General features: G+C 70.1%; 15 protein-coding genes. 5 read left to right on the top strand and 10 right to left on the bottom strand.

Annotated elements, in window-relative coordinates; translation table 11 throughout:
• Position 1: 1 nt before the first annotated feature.
• Positions 2-1,267, bottom strand: a complete 1,266-nt coding sequence (locus tag AC2CHE_RS11150) for an aspartate kinase (RefSeq protein ID WP_484504831.1) — start codon at positions 1,265-1,267, stop codon at positions 2-4.
• Positions 1,268-1,489: 222 nt separating this feature from the next.
• Here AC2CHE_RS11150 and AC2CHE_RS11145 point away from each other — a divergent pair, with 222 nt between their 5' ends.
• From AC2CHE_RS11145 to leuA, 3 genes are all read left to right on the top strand, one after another.
• A complete protein-coding gene (locus tag AC2CHE_RS11145) occupies positions 1,490-2,305 on the top strand; it encodes a hypothetical protein (RefSeq protein ID WP_484504830.1) in 816 nt (271 codons plus the stop codon).
• Positions 2,306-2,390: 85 nt separating this feature from the next.
• Positions 2,391-2,939 (top strand): nitroreductase family protein, encoded by a 549-nt coding sequence (locus AC2CHE_RS11140; RefSeq protein ID WP_484504829.1) that lies wholly within the window; start codon positions 2,391-2,393, stop codon positions 2,937-2,939.
• Between the two features lie 238 nt (positions 2,940-3,177).
• The gene (gene leuA / locus AC2CHE_RS11135; RefSeq protein ID WP_484504828.1) at positions 3,178-4,935 is read left to right on the top strand and encodes a 2-isopropylmalate synthase; all 1,758 of its coding nucleotides are present in this window, start codon (positions 3,178-3,180) and stop codon (positions 4,933-4,935) included.
• A gap of 39 nt (positions 4,936-4,974) precedes the next feature.
• Here the strand turns inward: leuA and AC2CHE_RS11130 are convergent, their stop codons facing one another.
• Positions 4,975-6,447: an MFS transporter gene (locus AC2CHE_RS11130; protein WP_484504827.1), complete on the bottom strand. Its 1,473-nt coding sequence runs from the start codon at positions 6,445-6,447 to the stop codon at positions 4,975-4,977.
• 108 nt (positions 6,448-6,555) lie between these two features.
• Here AC2CHE_RS11130 and AC2CHE_RS11125 point away from each other — a divergent pair, with 108 nt between their 5' ends.
• Together AC2CHE_RS11125 and AC2CHE_RS11120 are read left to right on the top strand one after the other, a co-directional pair.
• On the top strand, positions 6,556-7,215 hold the full coding sequence (locus AC2CHE_RS11125; protein ID WP_484504826.1) for an HNH endonuclease family protein: 660 nt from the start codon (positions 6,556-6,558) through the stop codon (positions 7,213-7,215).
• Positions 7,197-7,643, top strand: coding sequence for a hypothetical protein (locus AC2CHE_RS11120; RefSeq protein ID WP_484504825.1), 447 nt, complete (start codon positions 7,197-7,199; stop codon positions 7,641-7,643). Before AC2CHE_RS11125 ends, AC2CHE_RS11120 begins: the two co-directional genes overlap by 19 nt.
• A gap of 82 nt (positions 7,644-7,725) precedes the next feature.
• Here the strand turns inward: AC2CHE_RS11120 and AC2CHE_RS11115 are convergent, their stop codons facing one another.
• The 8 genes from AC2CHE_RS11115 to AC2CHE_RS11080 form a co-directional block, all read right to left on the bottom strand.
• Positions 7,726-8,829 carry an ABC transporter ATP-binding protein gene (locus AC2CHE_RS11115; RefSeq protein ID WP_484504824.1) on the bottom strand — a complete coding sequence of 368 codons (1,104 nt, stop codon included), beginning with the start codon at positions 8,827-8,829 and terminating at the stop codon, positions 7,726-7,728.
• Positions 8,826-9,941: an ABC transporter ATP-binding protein gene (locus AC2CHE_RS11110; protein WP_484504823.1), complete on the bottom strand. Its 1,116-nt coding sequence runs from the start codon at positions 9,939-9,941 to the stop codon at positions 8,826-8,828. The genes AC2CHE_RS11115 and AC2CHE_RS11110 overlap by 4 nt, the downstream gene beginning before the upstream one ends.
• A gap of 63 nt (positions 9,942-10,004) precedes the next feature.
• Positions 10,005-10,967 carry an ABC transporter permease gene (locus AC2CHE_RS11105; RefSeq protein WP_484504822.1) on the bottom strand — a complete coding sequence of 321 codons (963 nt, stop codon included), beginning with the start codon at positions 10,965-10,967 and terminating at the stop codon, positions 10,005-10,007.
• Positions 10,964-11,968 carry an ABC transporter permease gene (locus tag AC2CHE_RS11100; protein WP_484504873.1) on the bottom strand — a complete coding sequence of 335 codons (1,005 nt, stop codon included), beginning with the start codon at positions 11,966-11,968 and terminating at the stop codon, positions 10,964-10,966. Before AC2CHE_RS11100 ends, AC2CHE_RS11105 begins: the two co-directional genes overlap by 4 nt.
• Before the next feature lie 77 nt (positions 11,969-12,045).
• Positions 12,046-13,707 (bottom strand): ABC transporter substrate-binding protein, encoded by a 1,662-nt coding sequence (locus AC2CHE_RS11095; protein WP_484504821.1) that lies wholly within the window; start codon positions 13,705-13,707, stop codon positions 12,046-12,048.
• A gap of 268 nt (positions 13,708-13,975) precedes the next feature.
• Complete coding sequence (recR, locus tag AC2CHE_RS11090; protein WP_093410030.1) at positions 13,976-14,569, bottom strand: recombination mediator RecR; 594 nt, start codon at positions 14,567-14,569, stop codon at positions 13,976-13,978.
• 8 nt (positions 14,570-14,577) lie between these two features.
• Complete coding sequence (locus AC2CHE_RS11085) at positions 14,578-14,886, bottom strand: YbaB/EbfC family nucleoid-associated protein (protein ID WP_484504872.1); 309 nt, start codon at positions 14,884-14,886, stop codon at positions 14,578-14,580.
• Between the two features lie 127 nt (positions 14,887-15,013).
• On the bottom strand, positions 15,014-16,589 hold a 1,576-nt coding region (locus AC2CHE_RS11080), incomplete at its 5' end, for a DNA polymerase III subunit gamma/tau domain-containing protein (RefSeq protein WP_484504820.1).

Raw genomic sequence — 16,589 nt, 5'->3', positions numbered from 1 at the left:
GCTACCGCCCCGTCCCCGCGTACACCACGGCTTCGGTGTCGCCACCAAGGTCGAAGGCCTGGTGGATGGCGCGGACCGCCGCATCGAGGTCGGTGTCCCGGCAGACCACCGAGACCCGGATCTCCGAGGTGGAGATCATCTCTATGTTCACCCCGGCCTGGCCCAGCGCGGCGAAGAAACCGGCGGCCACCCCCGGATGCGACCGCATTCCCGCGCCGATCAGGGAGACCTTGCCGACGTGGTCGTCGTAGAGCAGGCCCTTGAATTTCAGGGTTTCCTGGATCTTGCTCAGGGCGGCCATCGCCGTCGGACCGTCGGTCTTCGGCAGGGTGAAGGAGATGTCCGTGCGACCGGTGCCCTCGGTGGAGACGTTCTGCACGATCATGTCGATGTTGATCTCAGCGCCCGCGACGGTGTCGAAGATGCTCGCGGCGGCGCCGGGCTCGTCGGGCACCCCGACGATAGTGATCTTGGCCTCGCCACGGTCGTGGGCGACCCCGGTGATCAGTGCCTGCTCCACAGAGAGCTCCTCCATCGATCCGGTGACCATGGTGCCGGTGTTTGTCGAGTATGACGAACGGACATGGATCGGCAGCCCGGCCCGCCGGGCGTACTCCACGCTACGCAGGTGCAGCACCTTGGCGCCGCAGGCGGCCAGCTCCAGCATCTCCTCGTAGGTGATCTGCCTGATGTGCCGGGCGTTGGGCACGATCCGAGGATCGGCGGTGAACACCCCGTCGACGTCGGTGTAGATCTCGCAGACGTCCGCGCGGAGCGCCGCGGCCAGCGCCACGGCGGTGGTGTCGGAACCGCCCCGCCCGAGTGTGGTGACGTCCTTGGTGTCCTGCGACACGCCCTGGAAACCGGCGACGATGACCACGGCACCCTCGTCCAGCGCGCCCTTCAGCCGCCCCGGGGTGACGTCGATGATCCGCGCCCGGCCGTGCACCGACGTGGTGATCACGCCGGCCTGGGAGCCGGTGAACGAGCGGGCTTCGTACCCCAGGTTGTGGATCGCCATGGCGAGCAGCGCCATGGAGATCCGTTCGCCGGCGGTGAGGAGCATGTCCAACTCCCGCCCGGGCGGCAACGGGCTCACCTGGTTGGCCAGGTCGAGCAGTTCGTCGGTGGTGTCACCCATCGCGGAGACCACCACGACCACGTCGTCGCCGGCCTTGCGGGCAGCGACGATGCGCTCGGCCACCCGCTTGATCCGCTCGGCGTTGGCGACGGAGGACCCGCCGTACTTCTGCACCACGAGTGCCACGACGGTGCACTCCCTCCCGGTTGCCCTGAGCGTGCCGACGCCGCCGGCACCGGGGCCGGCGGCGCGAATCGTACGACCTCAGGGTATCGGGCGGCTCTGACCGCCAGGTCAGGTGATCCCACGATCCGGCCCGCGGGCGCGGCCGGCGTGGTCTACGACACGCCGGAAAGGCCAGCCTTTCCGGGGCTGTGCCGATCCCCGCCCAACACTCAGAATGGCCGGGTGCCCGCCGCCCATCATCCGAACCGTCAGCTGACCGTCGCGCTCGTGCTCGCCGTGCCCGCACTACTCACCGCCTGCTCGTCCGACCCGCCCACCGACCCCGCACCACCGCCGACCGCCGCGCCGCGCCCGGCCGGCCCGGATGCGGCCCGGGACGAGTTGGCCGCCCTTGCCGCTGCCGCACAGGACCGGCACCTGGTCGCTCGGTACACCTTGCGGTCGGACGGGACCGCCGACCGGGTGGTCGTCTTCACCAGTGCGAACGACGGCAGTTGGCGGGTGGACGTGCCGGGCGGGGCGCTCGGCGGCACCGCGGACATCACGCTGGCCGCGATCGCCGACGGGTTGTTCCAGTGCGGGCTGCCATCCGCCGCCCGACCGGAGCCGGCGAGCTGCGTACGCCTCGGCGAACGGGACGACACGCTGCCGCGCCGACTGGATCCCCGGGTGCAGCACCCGTTCACCGACTGGCTCGACGTGCTGACCGATCGGCGCGCCCCGCTGGCGGTGTCACCGGCCATGCCACCCGCCGATGCGACCGGCAGCTGCTACTCGGTGGAGACCACGGCGGCATCGATCAACCCGCCGCTGGACGTCGGCATCTACTGTTTCGACGCCGATGGCACGCCGACGACGGTACGGGCGGCGTTCGGCACGCTGACGCTGGCCGCCCCACCCGAGCCGGCCCCGGGCACGGTGCAACTGCCCGCGCCGGTGGTCGAGGGTGAGCCGCTGGGCATGGCCGCGCCGGTGGAACCCACCACGCCCGTGGGCACAGCGCCGACAGCTACGGACGAGCGCGCGGGAACGCCCTGACGCTCAGTCCCGTTACGGGTGTTATTGCCCACATTCATCCGACCCGGACCACCTGGCAAAAACGCCCATACGGGACACTTCCTCCATGACCGACCTCACTCCGCTGCTCGCCTTCCGCTGGAGCCCCCGCTCCTTCGATCCGGTCGCGGAGTTGACGCCAGCCGAAGTGACGACCCTGCTGGAGGCGGCGCGGTGGGCACCGTCGGTCGGCAACCGCCAACCGTGGCGGTTCGCCGTCGGGCACCGCGAGGACGAGACCTTCAAGCGGATCCTGGTCAACCTGCCGGCGGGCGAGCAGCGGTGGGCCGGTCGGGCCAGTGTCCTGCTGCTCGCCGCGTACCAGCCCGCCGACAACCCGTTCGCGGCGTACGACCTGGGTCAGGCGGTGGCCCACCTGACCGTGCAGGCCACCGCACTGGGGCTGCACGTGCGTCAGGTGGCCGACCTCGACCGGCCCGGCCTGGTCGCCGACCTCGATCTGCCCTCCGACGTGCGACCGTACGTGGTGACGGCGGTCGGGCAACTCGGTGATCCGTTCAGCCTCCCGGCCGACCTGCTGCTTGACGAGACGTCGCTCCGCCACCGCCAACCATTGGCCGAACTACTTCTGAACTGCCCAAACGCTTCACGTTGAGGACGCCTTTGCGAGTCTCGTCCCAAATTCCGGACGAGCCTTCCCAGACCTGAGGTCCACCACGTAGTGTCACTCTGTCATGTGGCAGGCGTACCTTCTCCTTGGTCGCCGCGGCGAGGCCTGACGGCCGGCACCTCGTCGCGGAGTCGAACCGCGCCGCCAGCATTTCCCGGATCCCTCTCGGCCTTGCCGCCGACCTTCCACTGCTGACGTCACATGACCAGGGGAGAACTCCGCGATGGCTCACCCAGCCGGCACCACCGACATCGACTCCGATCCGTTCACGCGCCAGCGCCCGAGCCGGATGCCGTACACCCGCTACCAGCCGTACCGGGAACAGTTCCGGATCGACCTGCCCGACCGCACCTGGCCGACCCGACACGTCGAGGCCGCCCCGCGCTGGTGCGCGGTCGACCTGCGGGACGGCAACCAGGCGCTGATCGACCCGATGTCACCCGAACGCAAGCGCCGGATGTTCCAGCTCCTGGTGCAGATGGGCTACAAGGAGATCGAGGTCGGCTTCCCGTCGGCCAGCCAGACCGACTACGACTTCGTCCGGCAGCTGATCGAGCAGGACCTGATTCCCGAGGACGTCACCATCCAGGTGCTGACCCAGTGCCGGGAGCACCTGATCGACCGCACCTTCGAGTCGCTGCGCGGAGCCCGCCGGGCGATCGTGCACTTCTACAACTCGACCTCGACCCTGCAACGCCGGGTCGTGTTCGGGCTGGACCGGGACGGCATCACCGACATCGCCACCAGCGGCGCCCGACTCTGCCAGAAGTACGCCGAGATCCACACCCCGGATACCGAGATCTTGTACGAATACTCGCCGGAGTCCTACACCGGCACCGAGCTGGAGTACGCGCTGGAGGTCTGCGCAAAGGTCATCGACGTGATCGACCCCACCCCGGACCGCAAGCTGATCATCAACCTGCCGGCCACCGTCGAGATGGCCACGCCCAACGTGTACGCCGACTCGATCGAGTGGATGCACCGGCACCTGCCCCGGCGGGACAGCCTGGTGCTCAGCCTGCACCCGCACAACGACCGGGGCACCGGCGTGGCCGCCGCCGAGCTGGGCCTGCTGGCCGGGGCCGACCGGATCGAGGGCTGCCTGTTCGGCAACGGTGAGCGCACCGGCAACGTCGACCTGGTCACGCTGGGCCTGAACCTGTTCTCCCAGGGCATCGACCCGATGATCGACTTCTCGGACATCGACGAGATCAAGCGGGCCGTCGAGTACTGCAACCAACTGCCCGTGCACGAGCGCCACCCGTACGCCGGCGACCTGGTCTACACCGCATTCTCCGGTTCCCACCAGGACGCCATCAACAAGGGGTTCACCGCACTGGAGGCCGACGCGGCGGCGGCCGGGGCGCCGGTCGACGAGTTCACCTGGGCGGTGCCGTACCTGCCGATCGACCCGAAGGACCTGGGCCGCAGCTACGAGGCGGTGATCCGGGTCAACTCGCAGTCCGGCAAGGGCGGCGTCGCGTACATCATGAAGACCGAGCATCAGCTCGACCTGCCCCGCCGGCTCCAGATCGAGTTCTCCGGCGTGGTGCAGCAGGTGACCGACCACGACGGTGGTGAGGTCGATCCGGCCACCATGTGGCAGATCTTCGCCGGGCAGTACCTGCTCGACCACCAGCGCGACCCTGCCGTGGCGCTGTCCGAGTACACGATCGGTACCGCCGACGGGAAGGTCGAGATCGCCGCCCGGCTCCACACCGGCGGGCAGGATCGCTCGATCACCGCGATCGGCAACGGCCCGATCGACGCGTACGTCAACGCGCTGGGCTCGGCCGGCGTGAGCGTACGCGTGCTCGACTACCACGAGCACGCGCTCTCCTCCGGTGGGGACGCCCAGGCCGCGGCATACGTCGAGTGCGAGGTGCAGGGGCAGACGGTCTGGGGTGTCGGCATGGACGCCAACATCATCACCGCCTCCATCAAGGCGGTCACCAGCGCCGTCAACCGCGCCCGAGGCTGAGACGACACGCGGGGCCTCGCACCGGCGCGAGGCCCCGCGTCACTTCGGCGTGGAGACCGGCAACGAGTGGCAGGGCTGGGCCGGTGGCGGGCGACGGGCCGGCCGATGGACCAGCAGGGCGGCGATGAGAGCGCCGGCCACCAGCACACCGGCGCACCAGAGCAACGCGCCACGGTAGGCCGAGGTGAGTTCCGCGGGCTGTTCGTACCCGGTGCCGGTGAGCCCGACCAGCAACGGCAGGGCTGCCACCGCGAGCAGCCCGCCGACCCGCGAGGCGGCGTTGTTGAAGCCGCTGGCCACTCCCGCGAAGCGGTCGTTGACGGCGGCCAGCACCGAGGCGGTCAGCGGCGCCACGACCAGGGTCAGCCCGACTCCGAAGATCGCCACCCCGGGCAACACCTCCCGCCAGTACGATGCCCCCGGCTCGATCCCGCGCAGCATCAGCAGCCCGACGGCGGCCAGCAGCGGCCCGACGGTCAGCGGCAACCGAGGTCCGATCCTCGTCGACAACGCACCGGTGACCGGCGAACCGACCAGCAGCAGCACGGTCATCGGCAGCAACGCGAGGCCGGTGAGCAGGGCTGACCAGCCGACCACGTTCTGTAGGTACACGGCGATGAAGAAGGTGAACCCGCCGAGGGCGGCGTAGACCAGCACGGTGAAGAAGTTCAGCACCGTGAACAACCGGCTGCCGAACAGACCGGTGGGCAGCATCGCGGTCTCCCCCCGACGCCGCTCCAGGAACACGAATGCCACCGCGGCGACCACCCCGGCCACAGCCGCCACCACCACCGCCGGCGAGTCCAGGCCCCGATCCGGGGCGTCGACCAGGGCGTACGTGACACCGGCCAGGGCGAGTGCGCCGAGCAGGGCACCGGACACGTCGAACTGGCGGGTGCCCCGCTGTCGGGACGCGTTCTCGTCCCGGCTCTCGGGAACCCAGCGGAGTGTCGTCACCACGACCACCACCGCCAGCGGCACGTTCAGGAAGAAGATCCACCGCCAGGAGAGGGCGTCGATCAGCCACCCGCCGATGAACGGACCGAGCGCGGTGGAGACACCGGAGAGCCCCGACCAAGCTCCGATCGTCTTGGCTCGGTCGTCGGGATGGAAGCTCGCCTGAAGCAACGCCAGCGAGCCCGGGGTGAGCAGGGCACCTCCGGCACCCTGCAGGAACCGCGCGGCCACCAGCCAGTCGGTGCGCAGGGCGAGTCCGCAGAGGATGGAGGCGGCGGTGAACCAGACCACGCCGAGCAGGAACACCCGCCGACGCCCGAACCGGTCGCCCAATGCCCCACCGAGCAGGACGAACGCGGCGAGCGTCAGCAGGTAGCCGTTGATGGTCCACTGGAGACCCGCCACCGACGCGCCGAGATCGGCCCCGAGGTGAGGCAGCGCCACGTTGACCACGGTGCTGTCCAGGAAGACCATGCCCGAGGCGAGCACGGCTGCGGCCAGGGTGCCCCGGCCGGCGCTGCTGCGAAGGCGGAGGGCGGACGAGGATTCGGGCATGGTTACCAATCTGCCGTGCGGCATCCGTCAGACACCACGAAACGCCGAAACCCTAGCCGGGTACTGTGCGGGATCGCCGGAAGCCCGCAAGCTGGAGAGGTGTCGTCTGTGCGTACCAGATCAGGACCGCGCGTCCCGGGGGCGCTCGCGCTCATCGCGGCGCTGACCCTCGGCGCCGCTGGCTGCGTCCCGCTTGAGGAAGAGCCGGTCACGCCGCCGAGCGGCAGCGGCAACGTCAACCAGATGCTCGCGGAGCTGACCGTCGCCGAGGCGGGTTCGATGCGCGGCTACAGCCGCAGCCGCTTCCCGCACTGGCGCAAGACCGGCCAGAACTGCGACGTCCGCGACACCGTGCTGGAGCGCGACGGCGAGTCCATCGAGCACTCCGGCTGCAATGTGGTCGGTGGGCGGTGGGAGAGCGTCTACGACGGCCGCACCTTCACCGACCCCTCCGACGTGGACGTCGACCACATGGTCCCGCTGGCCAACGCCTGGCGCTCCGGCGCCGACGAATGGGACAACTCGAAGCGCGGCGACTTCGCCAACGACCTCGACCGGCCGCAGCTCTTCGCGGTTTCCGCATCCTCCAACCGGGCAAAGGGTGACCAGGACCCGTCCCAGTGGAAGCCATCAAATCGGTCATACTGGTGTCAATATGCCGGGGACTGGGTCGCGGTGAAGCACCACTGGCAGCTGACGGTGACCAGTGCCGAGCAGGCCGAGCTGGCCGACATGTTGGAGGGCTGCACATGGGAGAGCAAGCCGTGACCGGCGCCGACGGGGCACCGGCGCCCGAGCGTACGCCGGACCCGGGCGGCGAGGACGCGGCGGCGGCCACCGGCAGCCCCGGCCCGGCCACGGCCGGCATGACCGCGGACGGTGCCGCCGCAGGAGAGGTGGGGGTGCCGGGCGCCGGGATGACCGCCGACGCGGGCGGGGCCACCGGCTCGCAGAGCCGCACAGCCGACATCGTGCCGGGACCGGGCGGCGTGATGACCGACGAGGTCGGCGTGGTGACCGGCGAGCTGACCCTGCGCACCGACTTCGCCGACGGCCGGGTCAGTCTGCACGTGCAGTACAAGGACGCCGACGAGTGGTACGCGGTCACCGGCGGCAGCGCGCCGCTGGCCGACCCTTCCGGGCTGGACGCGGTACACACCATCGCCCTCGGCCTGCTGCACCGCCCCGAGGGCTGACCACCCCGCGTCGTCGGCAATGAGCCGGCGAGGGCCCCTTCCGGCAGCTCGGGCGTGCGGAAGGGACCCTCGCGGGCACGACCTACACGAAGGAGCCGGGCTCGGTGGGGGCGGAAACGACCGAGGGATCCTCACCCTCGCCCGCTGGCTTGGTGATCTCCACGCCGACCTTGTGCCGCCGCAGTTCCCCGCTGGCGATCTGCTCGGCCCAGTGGCAGGCGACCCGACTGCCGCCGATGTCCCGCAGCTCCGGCCGCTCGTCGGCGCAGCGGGTCGGCTGCGCCCACGGGCACCGGGTGTGGAAGCGGCAGCCCGACGGCGGGTTGGCCGGCGAGGGCAGATCACCGGCGATGAGGATGCGCTCCCGGCGGTCCTCCACGTCCGGGTCGGGCACCGGCACCGCCGACATCAACGCCCGGGTGTACGGGTGCAGTGGTTCGGTGTAGAGCCGGTCGCTCGGCGCCTCCTCGACCAGCGCGCCCAGATACATCACGCCGACGGTGTCCGAGATGTGCCGGACCACCGCCAGGTCGTGCGCGATCACCAGGTAGGTCAGACCGAGGTTGTCCTGAAGTTCGTCGAGCAGGTTGACCACCTGGGCCTGGATCGACACGTCGAGCGCGGAGACCGGCTCGTCCGCGACGATGAGTTCCGGCCCCAGCACCAGCGCCCGGGCGATGCCGATGCGCTGCCGCTGGCCGCCGGAGAACTCGTGCGGGTAGCGGGAGAGCGACCAACGCGGCAGCCCGACCTGGTCCAACGTCTCGACGATGATCTTACGGCGCCCGTCCCGGTCACCACCGATACCGTGCGCCTGCAGGCCCTCGGTGAGGATGGACTCGACGTTCTGCCGGGGATCGAGGCTGGACATCGGGTCCTGGAAGATCATCTGCATCCGGCGGCGCATCGTGCGCAGCTTGTTCGGTGCCAGCGTGGTCAGTTCGACCCCGTCGAAGCTGACCTCGCCCGAGGTCGGCGGGGTGAGCTGGAGCAGCGCCCGCCCGAGCGTGGACTTGCCGCAGCCCGACTCGCCGACCAGGCCGTACGTCTGGCCGCGCGTGATGCGCAGGTCAACGCCGTCGACCGCCTTGACATGGCCGACCGTACGGTCGAACAGCACGCCCCGCTTGATCGGGAAGTGCACCTTCAGGTCCCGTACCTCGACGAGGACGTCCTCTCCGGTCACGGCGTCTCCTCCTCACTCGGGGCGGCGGCCAGGCCCGGCACGGCCGGCGGGTCGTCCGGCACCGCCTGCGCGGGCACCGAACCCGGCGTGGCCTGTCCCGGTTGCGCCTCCCGGACCTCCTCGCCGCGGGTCAGGCCCGACACCGGGGCCGGGTTGACGCACCGGTAGCTGCGACCGTCGTGGGTCAACACCAGTTCCGGCGGCTCGCCGACGCAGGCGTCCACCCGTCGGTCGCAGCGCGGGGCGAAGGCGCAGCCGTCCGGCCAGGGGAGCAGGTCACGCACCGAGCCGGGAATCGGGTTCAGCCGCTCACCGCGTCCCGCGTCCAGGCGTGGCACCGAGCCGAGCAACCCCACGGTGTACGGGTGCCGGGGCTGACGGAACAGCGGACGCCGCCGCGCGGTCTCCACCACCCGACCGCCGTAGAGCACGTTGATGTTGTCGCACATGCCGGCCACCACGCCCAGATCGTGCGTGATCATCACTAGCGCGGTGCCGGAGTCCCGGACCAGATCCTTCAGCAGTTCCAGGATCTGCGCCTGGATGGTGACGTCCAGGGCCGTCGTCGGCTCGTCGGCGATCAGCAGCCGGGGCTGGCAGGCCACCGCCATGGCGATCAGGGCGCGCTGGCGCATCCCACCGGAGAGTTGGTGAGGGTACTCCTTCAGCCGCCGTTTCGGATCGGGGATGCCGACCCGGTCCAGCAGCTGCGCCGCCTCCTTCGCCGCCGCCTCGCCCCTCATCCCACGGTGCCGGGTCAGCACCTCGGTGACCTGGAGACCGATCGGCACGACCGGGTTCAGCGACGACAGCGGATCTTGGAAGATCATCGCGACGTCCCGGCCCCGGATGTCCCGCCGCGACCGGTCGTCGAGCTGGAGCAGGTCGGTGCCGTCGAAGACGGCCTTGCCGGCCACCTGGAGGCCGGGCTGCTTGGGCAGCAGACCCATGATCGCCAGCGAGGTGACCGACTTGCCGCAGCCGGACTCGCCGACCAGGCCGACCACCTCACCCGCCTCCACGGAGAAGGAGACTCCGTCCACGGCCCGTACGGTCCGCTGACCACGCCGGGCGAAGGTGACGGACAGATCTTCGACATCAAGCAGTGCCATGCCGCACCGCCCTTTCGTTTACAGCCACGCAGGTCAGATGCACGCTTCTCATGCTCGGCACGCCTACTTCCGCAGCTTCGGGTCGAGGGCCTCACGCATCGACTCACCGAGCAGGGTGAAGCCCAGCGCGGTGATGATGATGGCGACCGCCGGGTAGATGGCCAGCTCGGGCCGGATGCCCAGGTACTGCTGCGCGTCGGCGAGCATGACGCCCCACTCGGGGGTTGCCGAGTCGGGGTTGCCGAGCCCGAGGAAGGACAGTGCCGCCGCTTCGATGATCGCGGTGGCCAGGGTCAGCGTCGCCTGGACGATTACCGGGGCGAGCGAGTTGGGCAGGACGTGGGCCAGGGCGATCTTCGACTTGCGCACCCCGAGCGAGGTGGCGGCCAGGACGTAGTCGCTGTTGGACTGGGCGATCATCGAGCCACGCAGCAGCCGGGCGAAGACCGGCACCGAGACCATCCCGACCGCGATCATGACCGTGGTCAGGCTCGGTCCGAGCAGCGCGGCGATGCTGACCGCCAGCAGCAGGCTGGGCAGCGCCAGCAGCATGTCGATGAACCGCATCAGGGTGCTGTCGACCCATCGGCCCCAGCGCCCGCCGAGGCCGGCGGCGGCACCCGCGACACCGCCGATCAGCATGCCGACGGCGAGACCGATCAGGGTCGCCACCACGCCGACCAGCAGGGTCTGCCGAGCCCCGACGATCATGCGGCTGAAGACGTCCCGACCCTGGTGGTCGTAACCGAACCAGTGCTCGCTTGAGGATCCGGGGATGAGCCCCGGTTTGATGACGCCCTCCCGAATGCCCATCGTGTCCGTCGGCCCGTACGGCACCAGGAACGGGCCGATCAGCGCGACCAGAACGAAGACGGTGAGGACGACCGCGCCGATGATGGCGGCCGGGTTGCGCTGCAGCCGACGGAAGGCGTCCTGCCAGAGGCTCACCCCCCGCTCCTCGTCGCGGGCGGCCAGTTCGGCGAGTCGGTCGATCTTTTCTCGCTTCTTGTCACCGATGGTCGTCATCGGACCCTCACCCTCGGGTCGATCAGGCTGTAGGAGAGGTCCACCATCAGGTTCACCAGCACGTAGACCACGGCGATGATCATGATGAAGCCCATCAGCACCGGATAGTCGCGCTGGTTGATCGAGTCGGCGAGAAAGGCGCCGATCCCGCTGAACGCGAAGACCGTCTCGGTGAGCACCGCACCCGAGAGCAGGCCACCGGTGAGCAGACCGATCGAGGTGGCGACCGGAAGCATGGCGTTGCGCAGCACGTGCCGGCGGCGGACCACGTTCTCGGTCAGGCCCTTGGCCTCGGCGGTACGCACGAAGTCCTCATTGAGCACCTCGAGAACGCTGGCCCGGGTGATCCGCACGATGATCGCCAGCGGGATGCTGGCCAACGCCATCCCCGGCAGCACGAGATGCACGAGCGCGTCGGCGGCGGCGTCCCACTCCCGGGTCATCAGCCCGTCGAGGACGAAGAAGTTGGTGATCCGGGTGGCCCCGATGGTCGGGTCCTGCCGGCCGCTGGAGGGGAACCAGCCGAGGTTCTCCGAGAAGATCGCCTTGAGGATGTACGCCAGGAAGAAGACCGGGATGCAGATGCCGATCAGCGACCCGCCGACGGAGGCGTGGTCGAGGAACCGGCCGCGCCGGCGGGCGGCCAGGTAGCCCAGCGGGATGCCGATGCCGATCGCGATCACCATCGCGGTGATGGTCAGCTCGACGGTGCCGGGGAATCGTTGCAGGAACTCCGTCGTCACCTCGCGCTTCGTCGAGATGGACGTACCCAGGTCGAGGCGGATCATCCGGCGGACGAACCGGCCGTACTGGATCAGGATCGGCTCGTCGAGACCGAGATTGCGGCGGATCGCGGCGCGCATCTCGGGCGTGCCCCGCTCGCCGAGGATGGCGGTCTCGGGGCCTCCGGGCAGTCGCCGGAGCCAGATGAACAACAGGATGGAGAGCCCGAACAGCGTGGGTATCAACTGAAGCAGGCGTCTGACGATGAACCGGAACACGGCGGCCTCGGAAGGGGGCAAGGGATCACGGGCGGGCGCTGTGGGTCACAGCGCCCGCCCGTGGTCGGTGCGTCAGATCAGGACTTGAACTCCGCGGTGGCGAACCGCTCGTCGGTGAGCGGGCTCGCCTTGACCCCGGTCACGTCCTTGCCGAACACGATTGCCGGCGGCGAGTGCGAGATCGGCACACCGGGCAGGAAGTTCATGATGTCGGCGTTCAGCTCCTGGTAGAGCGCCGTCCGGGCCGCCTGGTCCGGAGTGGTGTCGGCCTGCCGGAACTTGTCGAACAGGGCCTTGTTGTTGAAGCCCCACTCGTCCTTCTGCCGGTCGAAGAACGTGCCGATGAAGTTGTAGCCGTCGCCGTAGTCGCCGGTCCACCCGAGGAAGTGCAGGTCGTGCTTGTCCCCGGAGGTGGTGGCGTTGAGGTAGTCCGGGCTCCACTTCAGCGGGATCGGCTCGATCTTGATGCCGGCCGCCTGGAGGTCCGCCGAGACCAGCTCGAACAGGTCCTTCGGGTTCGGCATGTAGGGCCGGGTGACCTCGGTCGGGTAGTGGAACCGCAGGGTCAGGTCCGACGCGCCGGCCTCGGCCAGCAGCGACTTGGCCTTCTCGACGTCGTACTCGTACTTGGTGACGTCGCCGTTCCAGCCCTCGACCGTGTCGGGGAAGAAGTTCACCGCGACCTGTGCGCCCGGGGGCAGCTTCGAGTCGACCAGGGCCTGACGGTTGACGGCGTGGGCGAGCGCCTGCCGGACCTTCAGGTCGGCCAGCTTCGGGTTCCCCTTCTGGTTGATGGCCAGGTAGAGGATATTGAAGGCCGGGCGGGTCAGGACGTTGAAGCCCTCGTCCTTGAGCGGCTGGACGTCGGCCGGGCCGACCAGGTCGTAGCCCTGGATGCCGCCGGAACGCAGTTCCTGCTTACGCGCGTTCTCGTCCGAGATGGTCTTGAAGATCAGGCTCTTGAGCTTGGCCTTGTCGCCCCAGTAGTCCTCGTTCCGCTCCAGGGTCAGCGTCTTGTTCGCGATGTCCCAGGTCTTGAACTTGAACGGGCCGGTGCCGGTCGGGTGCTCGGTCGCGTAGGCCGGGTACTTGATGTCGTCCGCGCTGCCCGAGACGTTGCTGGCGTCGTACTCCTGGAGCGCCTTGGGGCTGTGCATGGAGAAGGACGGCAGCATCAGGGCGGCCGGGATCTTGCTGGAGACCCGGCTGAAGGTCAGCGCGACCGTGCTGGGGTCGGTGGCGGAGCAGGACTTGAAGAGGCTCTCGCCGAGGGTGTCGTCCTCGTTGGCGGCGAAGCCACCCATGACGTCCTGCCAGTACGCGGTCACGTCCGGGCTCTGCATCAGGCCCTTGGCGTTGTACCAGCGGTCGAAGTTGACGCAGACGGCCTCGGCGTTGAAGTCGGTGCCGTCGTGGAACTTCACGCCGGAGCGCAACTTGAACGTCCACGTGGTGCCCGCGGCGTCCGGCTCCCAGGACTCGGCGAGGCCGGGGCTGACCTTGGTGCCACCCTCCTCAGGGCGGACCAGCGTCTCGAACACCTGGCGGGCCACGCGCAACGACTCACCGTCGCTGGCGAAGCTGGGGTCGAGCACCTTCGGGTCTCCGGCGACGCCGAAGACCAGGGTGTCCTTGCTACTACCGCCGGAACCTTCGCGGTCGCTCTCGGCACAGCCTGCTACCGCGAGGGCCGCGGCCGCCACGGCCGCGATAGCGACCTTCGGCCTGGATGCACGCATGGTGCTTCACCTCGTCCTTGGGGGTACGGACGACGTGGTGACAGGGTCACCGATGGCCGTGACCATAGCTCCCGTTCGGAGCGGCGGGAAATGGCTGTCGAAGCGGTTGGTACCGGATCGTGTCTTAATTGCTGAGACGACAGCGAATGACCTGCACAGACGACCGACAAAGAGACTTTTTGTCCCGTTTGAGTGATGCAGATTTGTTACATCGACTGTCGACCCGCCGGCCCACATGTTAGAAACCACAGTGGACGCGGCAGCGTCCTCAGACGGCCCGCCGCCCCTCGAAGGCCCGGCCCAGGGTGATCTCGTCGGCATACTCCAGGTCGCCGCCGACCGGCAGCCCGCTGGCCAGCCGGGTCACCGCGATCCCCATCGGCTTCACCATCAGCGCGAGGTAGGTCGCGGTCGCCTCGCCCTCGGTGTTCGGGTCGGTGGCCAGGATCAACTCACGGATCGCACCACCGCCGAGACGGGTCATCAACTCGCGGATGCGCAGATTGTCCGGCCCGATGCCCTCCAACGGATTGATCGCCCCGCCGAGCACGTGGTACCGGCCACGGAACTCACCGGTCCGCTCGATCGCCACCACGTCCTTCGGCTCCTCGACCACGCAGATCACCTCGTCGGTGCGCCGCGGGTCGCGGCAGATCCGGCACTGGTCGGACTCGGCGACGTTGTAGCAGCTGGTGCAGAACCGCACCAGCTCCTTGACCTTGCGCAGCGCGCCGGCCAGCCGGTTGATGTCGGCCGGGTCGGCGGACAGCACGTGAAAGGCGATCCGCTGAGCACTCTTGGGCCCCACGCCGGGCAGTCGGCCCAGCTCGTCGATCAGATCCTGGATGGCGCCCTCGTACATCTGTGGGCTCAGAACCCGGGCAGGCCGAGGCCGCCCATCCCGCCCGCGACCGGGCCCATCTTCTGATCGGTCAGCTCGCGGGCCGCCTCGGTGGCGTTGTGCAGCGCGGCGACGACGAGATCCTCCAGGGTCTCCACGTCGTCCGGGTCGACAGCCTTCGGGTCGATCTTGATGCTCTTGACCTCGCCGGAACCGGTGACGACAGCGGTGACCAGGCCACCGCCGGCGGTGCCGGTCACCTCGGCCTCGGCCAGCTCCGCCTGCGCCTTGGCGATCTGCTGCTGCATCTTCTGCGCCTGCTTCAGCATCTGCTGCATGTTCGGCTGTCCACCAGGCCGCACGATGACTCCCTCAACTCGCCCGTTCTGCCGCCGCCCACCCTAACGCCACCCACCGACCACGCCCCGCACCCCTGCCACCTACCAACCGGTCGCTGTCCCGGGCTCAGTCGCCGATCCTCTCGACGCTGCCGAAGGTCTCCCGGAGCAGCCGGACGGCCTGTTCCTCGCTCGACTCGCGGGCGGTCTTCTCGTCGATGATCTCGTCGAGTGGCTCGTCACCCGGGTCAAAACCCTCGTAGGCGGGGGTGGCGGCCGGTTGAGCACCGCCGGGACGTCCCGCGCCACCGCGCAACGGGCCGTCGAAATCCGGGTCGTACGGCGGCTCGCCGGCGAACTCCACGTCCGCGGTCTGCCGGACCCCCTTGGCGGTACGCGCACCCCGCCCGGCCGCTGCCGCCCGAGCCGCCGCAATCGCGCTGCTCACCGGGGCACCGGCAGTGCCGTTGGCCGCTCCCGCCTGACGGGGCGCGGCACTCGACCCGTGGCCGCCCGACCCACCGTTCGCCCGAGCCCCACCCGACCCGGCGGTGGTCGCCGCTCCAGCCGGCCCACGGCTCGCCGCGCTTGCAGCCGGCCCGACATCAGCAGCTGCCCGACCCGACGTGGCCTGCGTCCCCGTGCCGTCCGAACCGGCGACCGCTGAGCCGTCACCCGCGCCACGGCTCGACGGGGCACCCGGCGCAACCGGGTCCGCCGAGGCGTACGAGGCAGCCGCCCGAGGGTCGCCCGACGGGTCCGCCGCCGCGTCTACCGACCCACCGCCGGGACGGGCCGCCTCCGGCCAGTCGTCGTCGGCACCTGACGCGGCGCTGCCACCTGGACGGGCCGGCTCGGGCCAGTCGTCGTCGCCGTCCTCAGCCGTGGTGGTGGCCAGGTCGCCCGACCGATGAGCGCCGGAGGCACCGCCGGAGCGGCCTCGATCGGCCCGTCCTGCGGGCACCGGCGGACTGGCGGCGACCGGAGCGGGGGCCGGGCCGGAAGCGGACGGGCTGCGGGGCGGACCGGGCGACGCCCCGCCCCGCTCGCCGGCCACCTCGCAGCGGATCTGCCAGCGTCCGGCCAGCTCCTCGTAGAGCGCGTCGGTGAGCACCTGCGCGTGGTCGGACATCATCCGGGCCAGCACCACCGACTTCACGGTCAGCACGAGGGTGTCCCCGTCGAGGTCACGGACGACCGCGTCGCGCATCAGCGCGGCGATCCGCTTGTTGCTCCGGTTGACCTTGCCGACCACCTCCGGCCAGACCCGGCGCACCGCGACCGCGTCCAGCGCGCCGGGGGCCGTCGCACCGGGGCGAGGAGGTTCCGGTGTGGCCGGATCGGGCATGATCGCCGACGGCGGCACGGGTCGCCGGGCGGCACCGTTTGTCGCATCCCCCTGGGGGCTTCCCGACCGCCCCGAACCGCCGTCAGGGCCACCGCTCCGGAACGCACCGCCACGATCGGCCTGCTGAGTGGTGCCGTCCTGACCGGCCGAGGACAGCCCGTCACCACCGGCAGCCCGGGTCACGCCGTCAGGACCGGCCGACGGACCGTCGCCATGGGCGGAGTACACGAGGTCGCTACCGCGATCGGTCGACGAGGGGGCGCCGTCGCGGCCGGTCGACGAGGGGGCGGTAGCCGGCGCGGCAGCGCCGGTCCCGGCCCGGTTCGCGGCGGCAGCCGCGGGCGCGGCGGGAGGC

The sequence above is a fragment of the Micromonospora sp. ATLC16 genome (assembly GCF_057196645.1).
The sequence above is the reverse complement of the archived record's forward strand: the minus strand, read 5'-3'. Positions and strand labels throughout refer to the sequence as shown.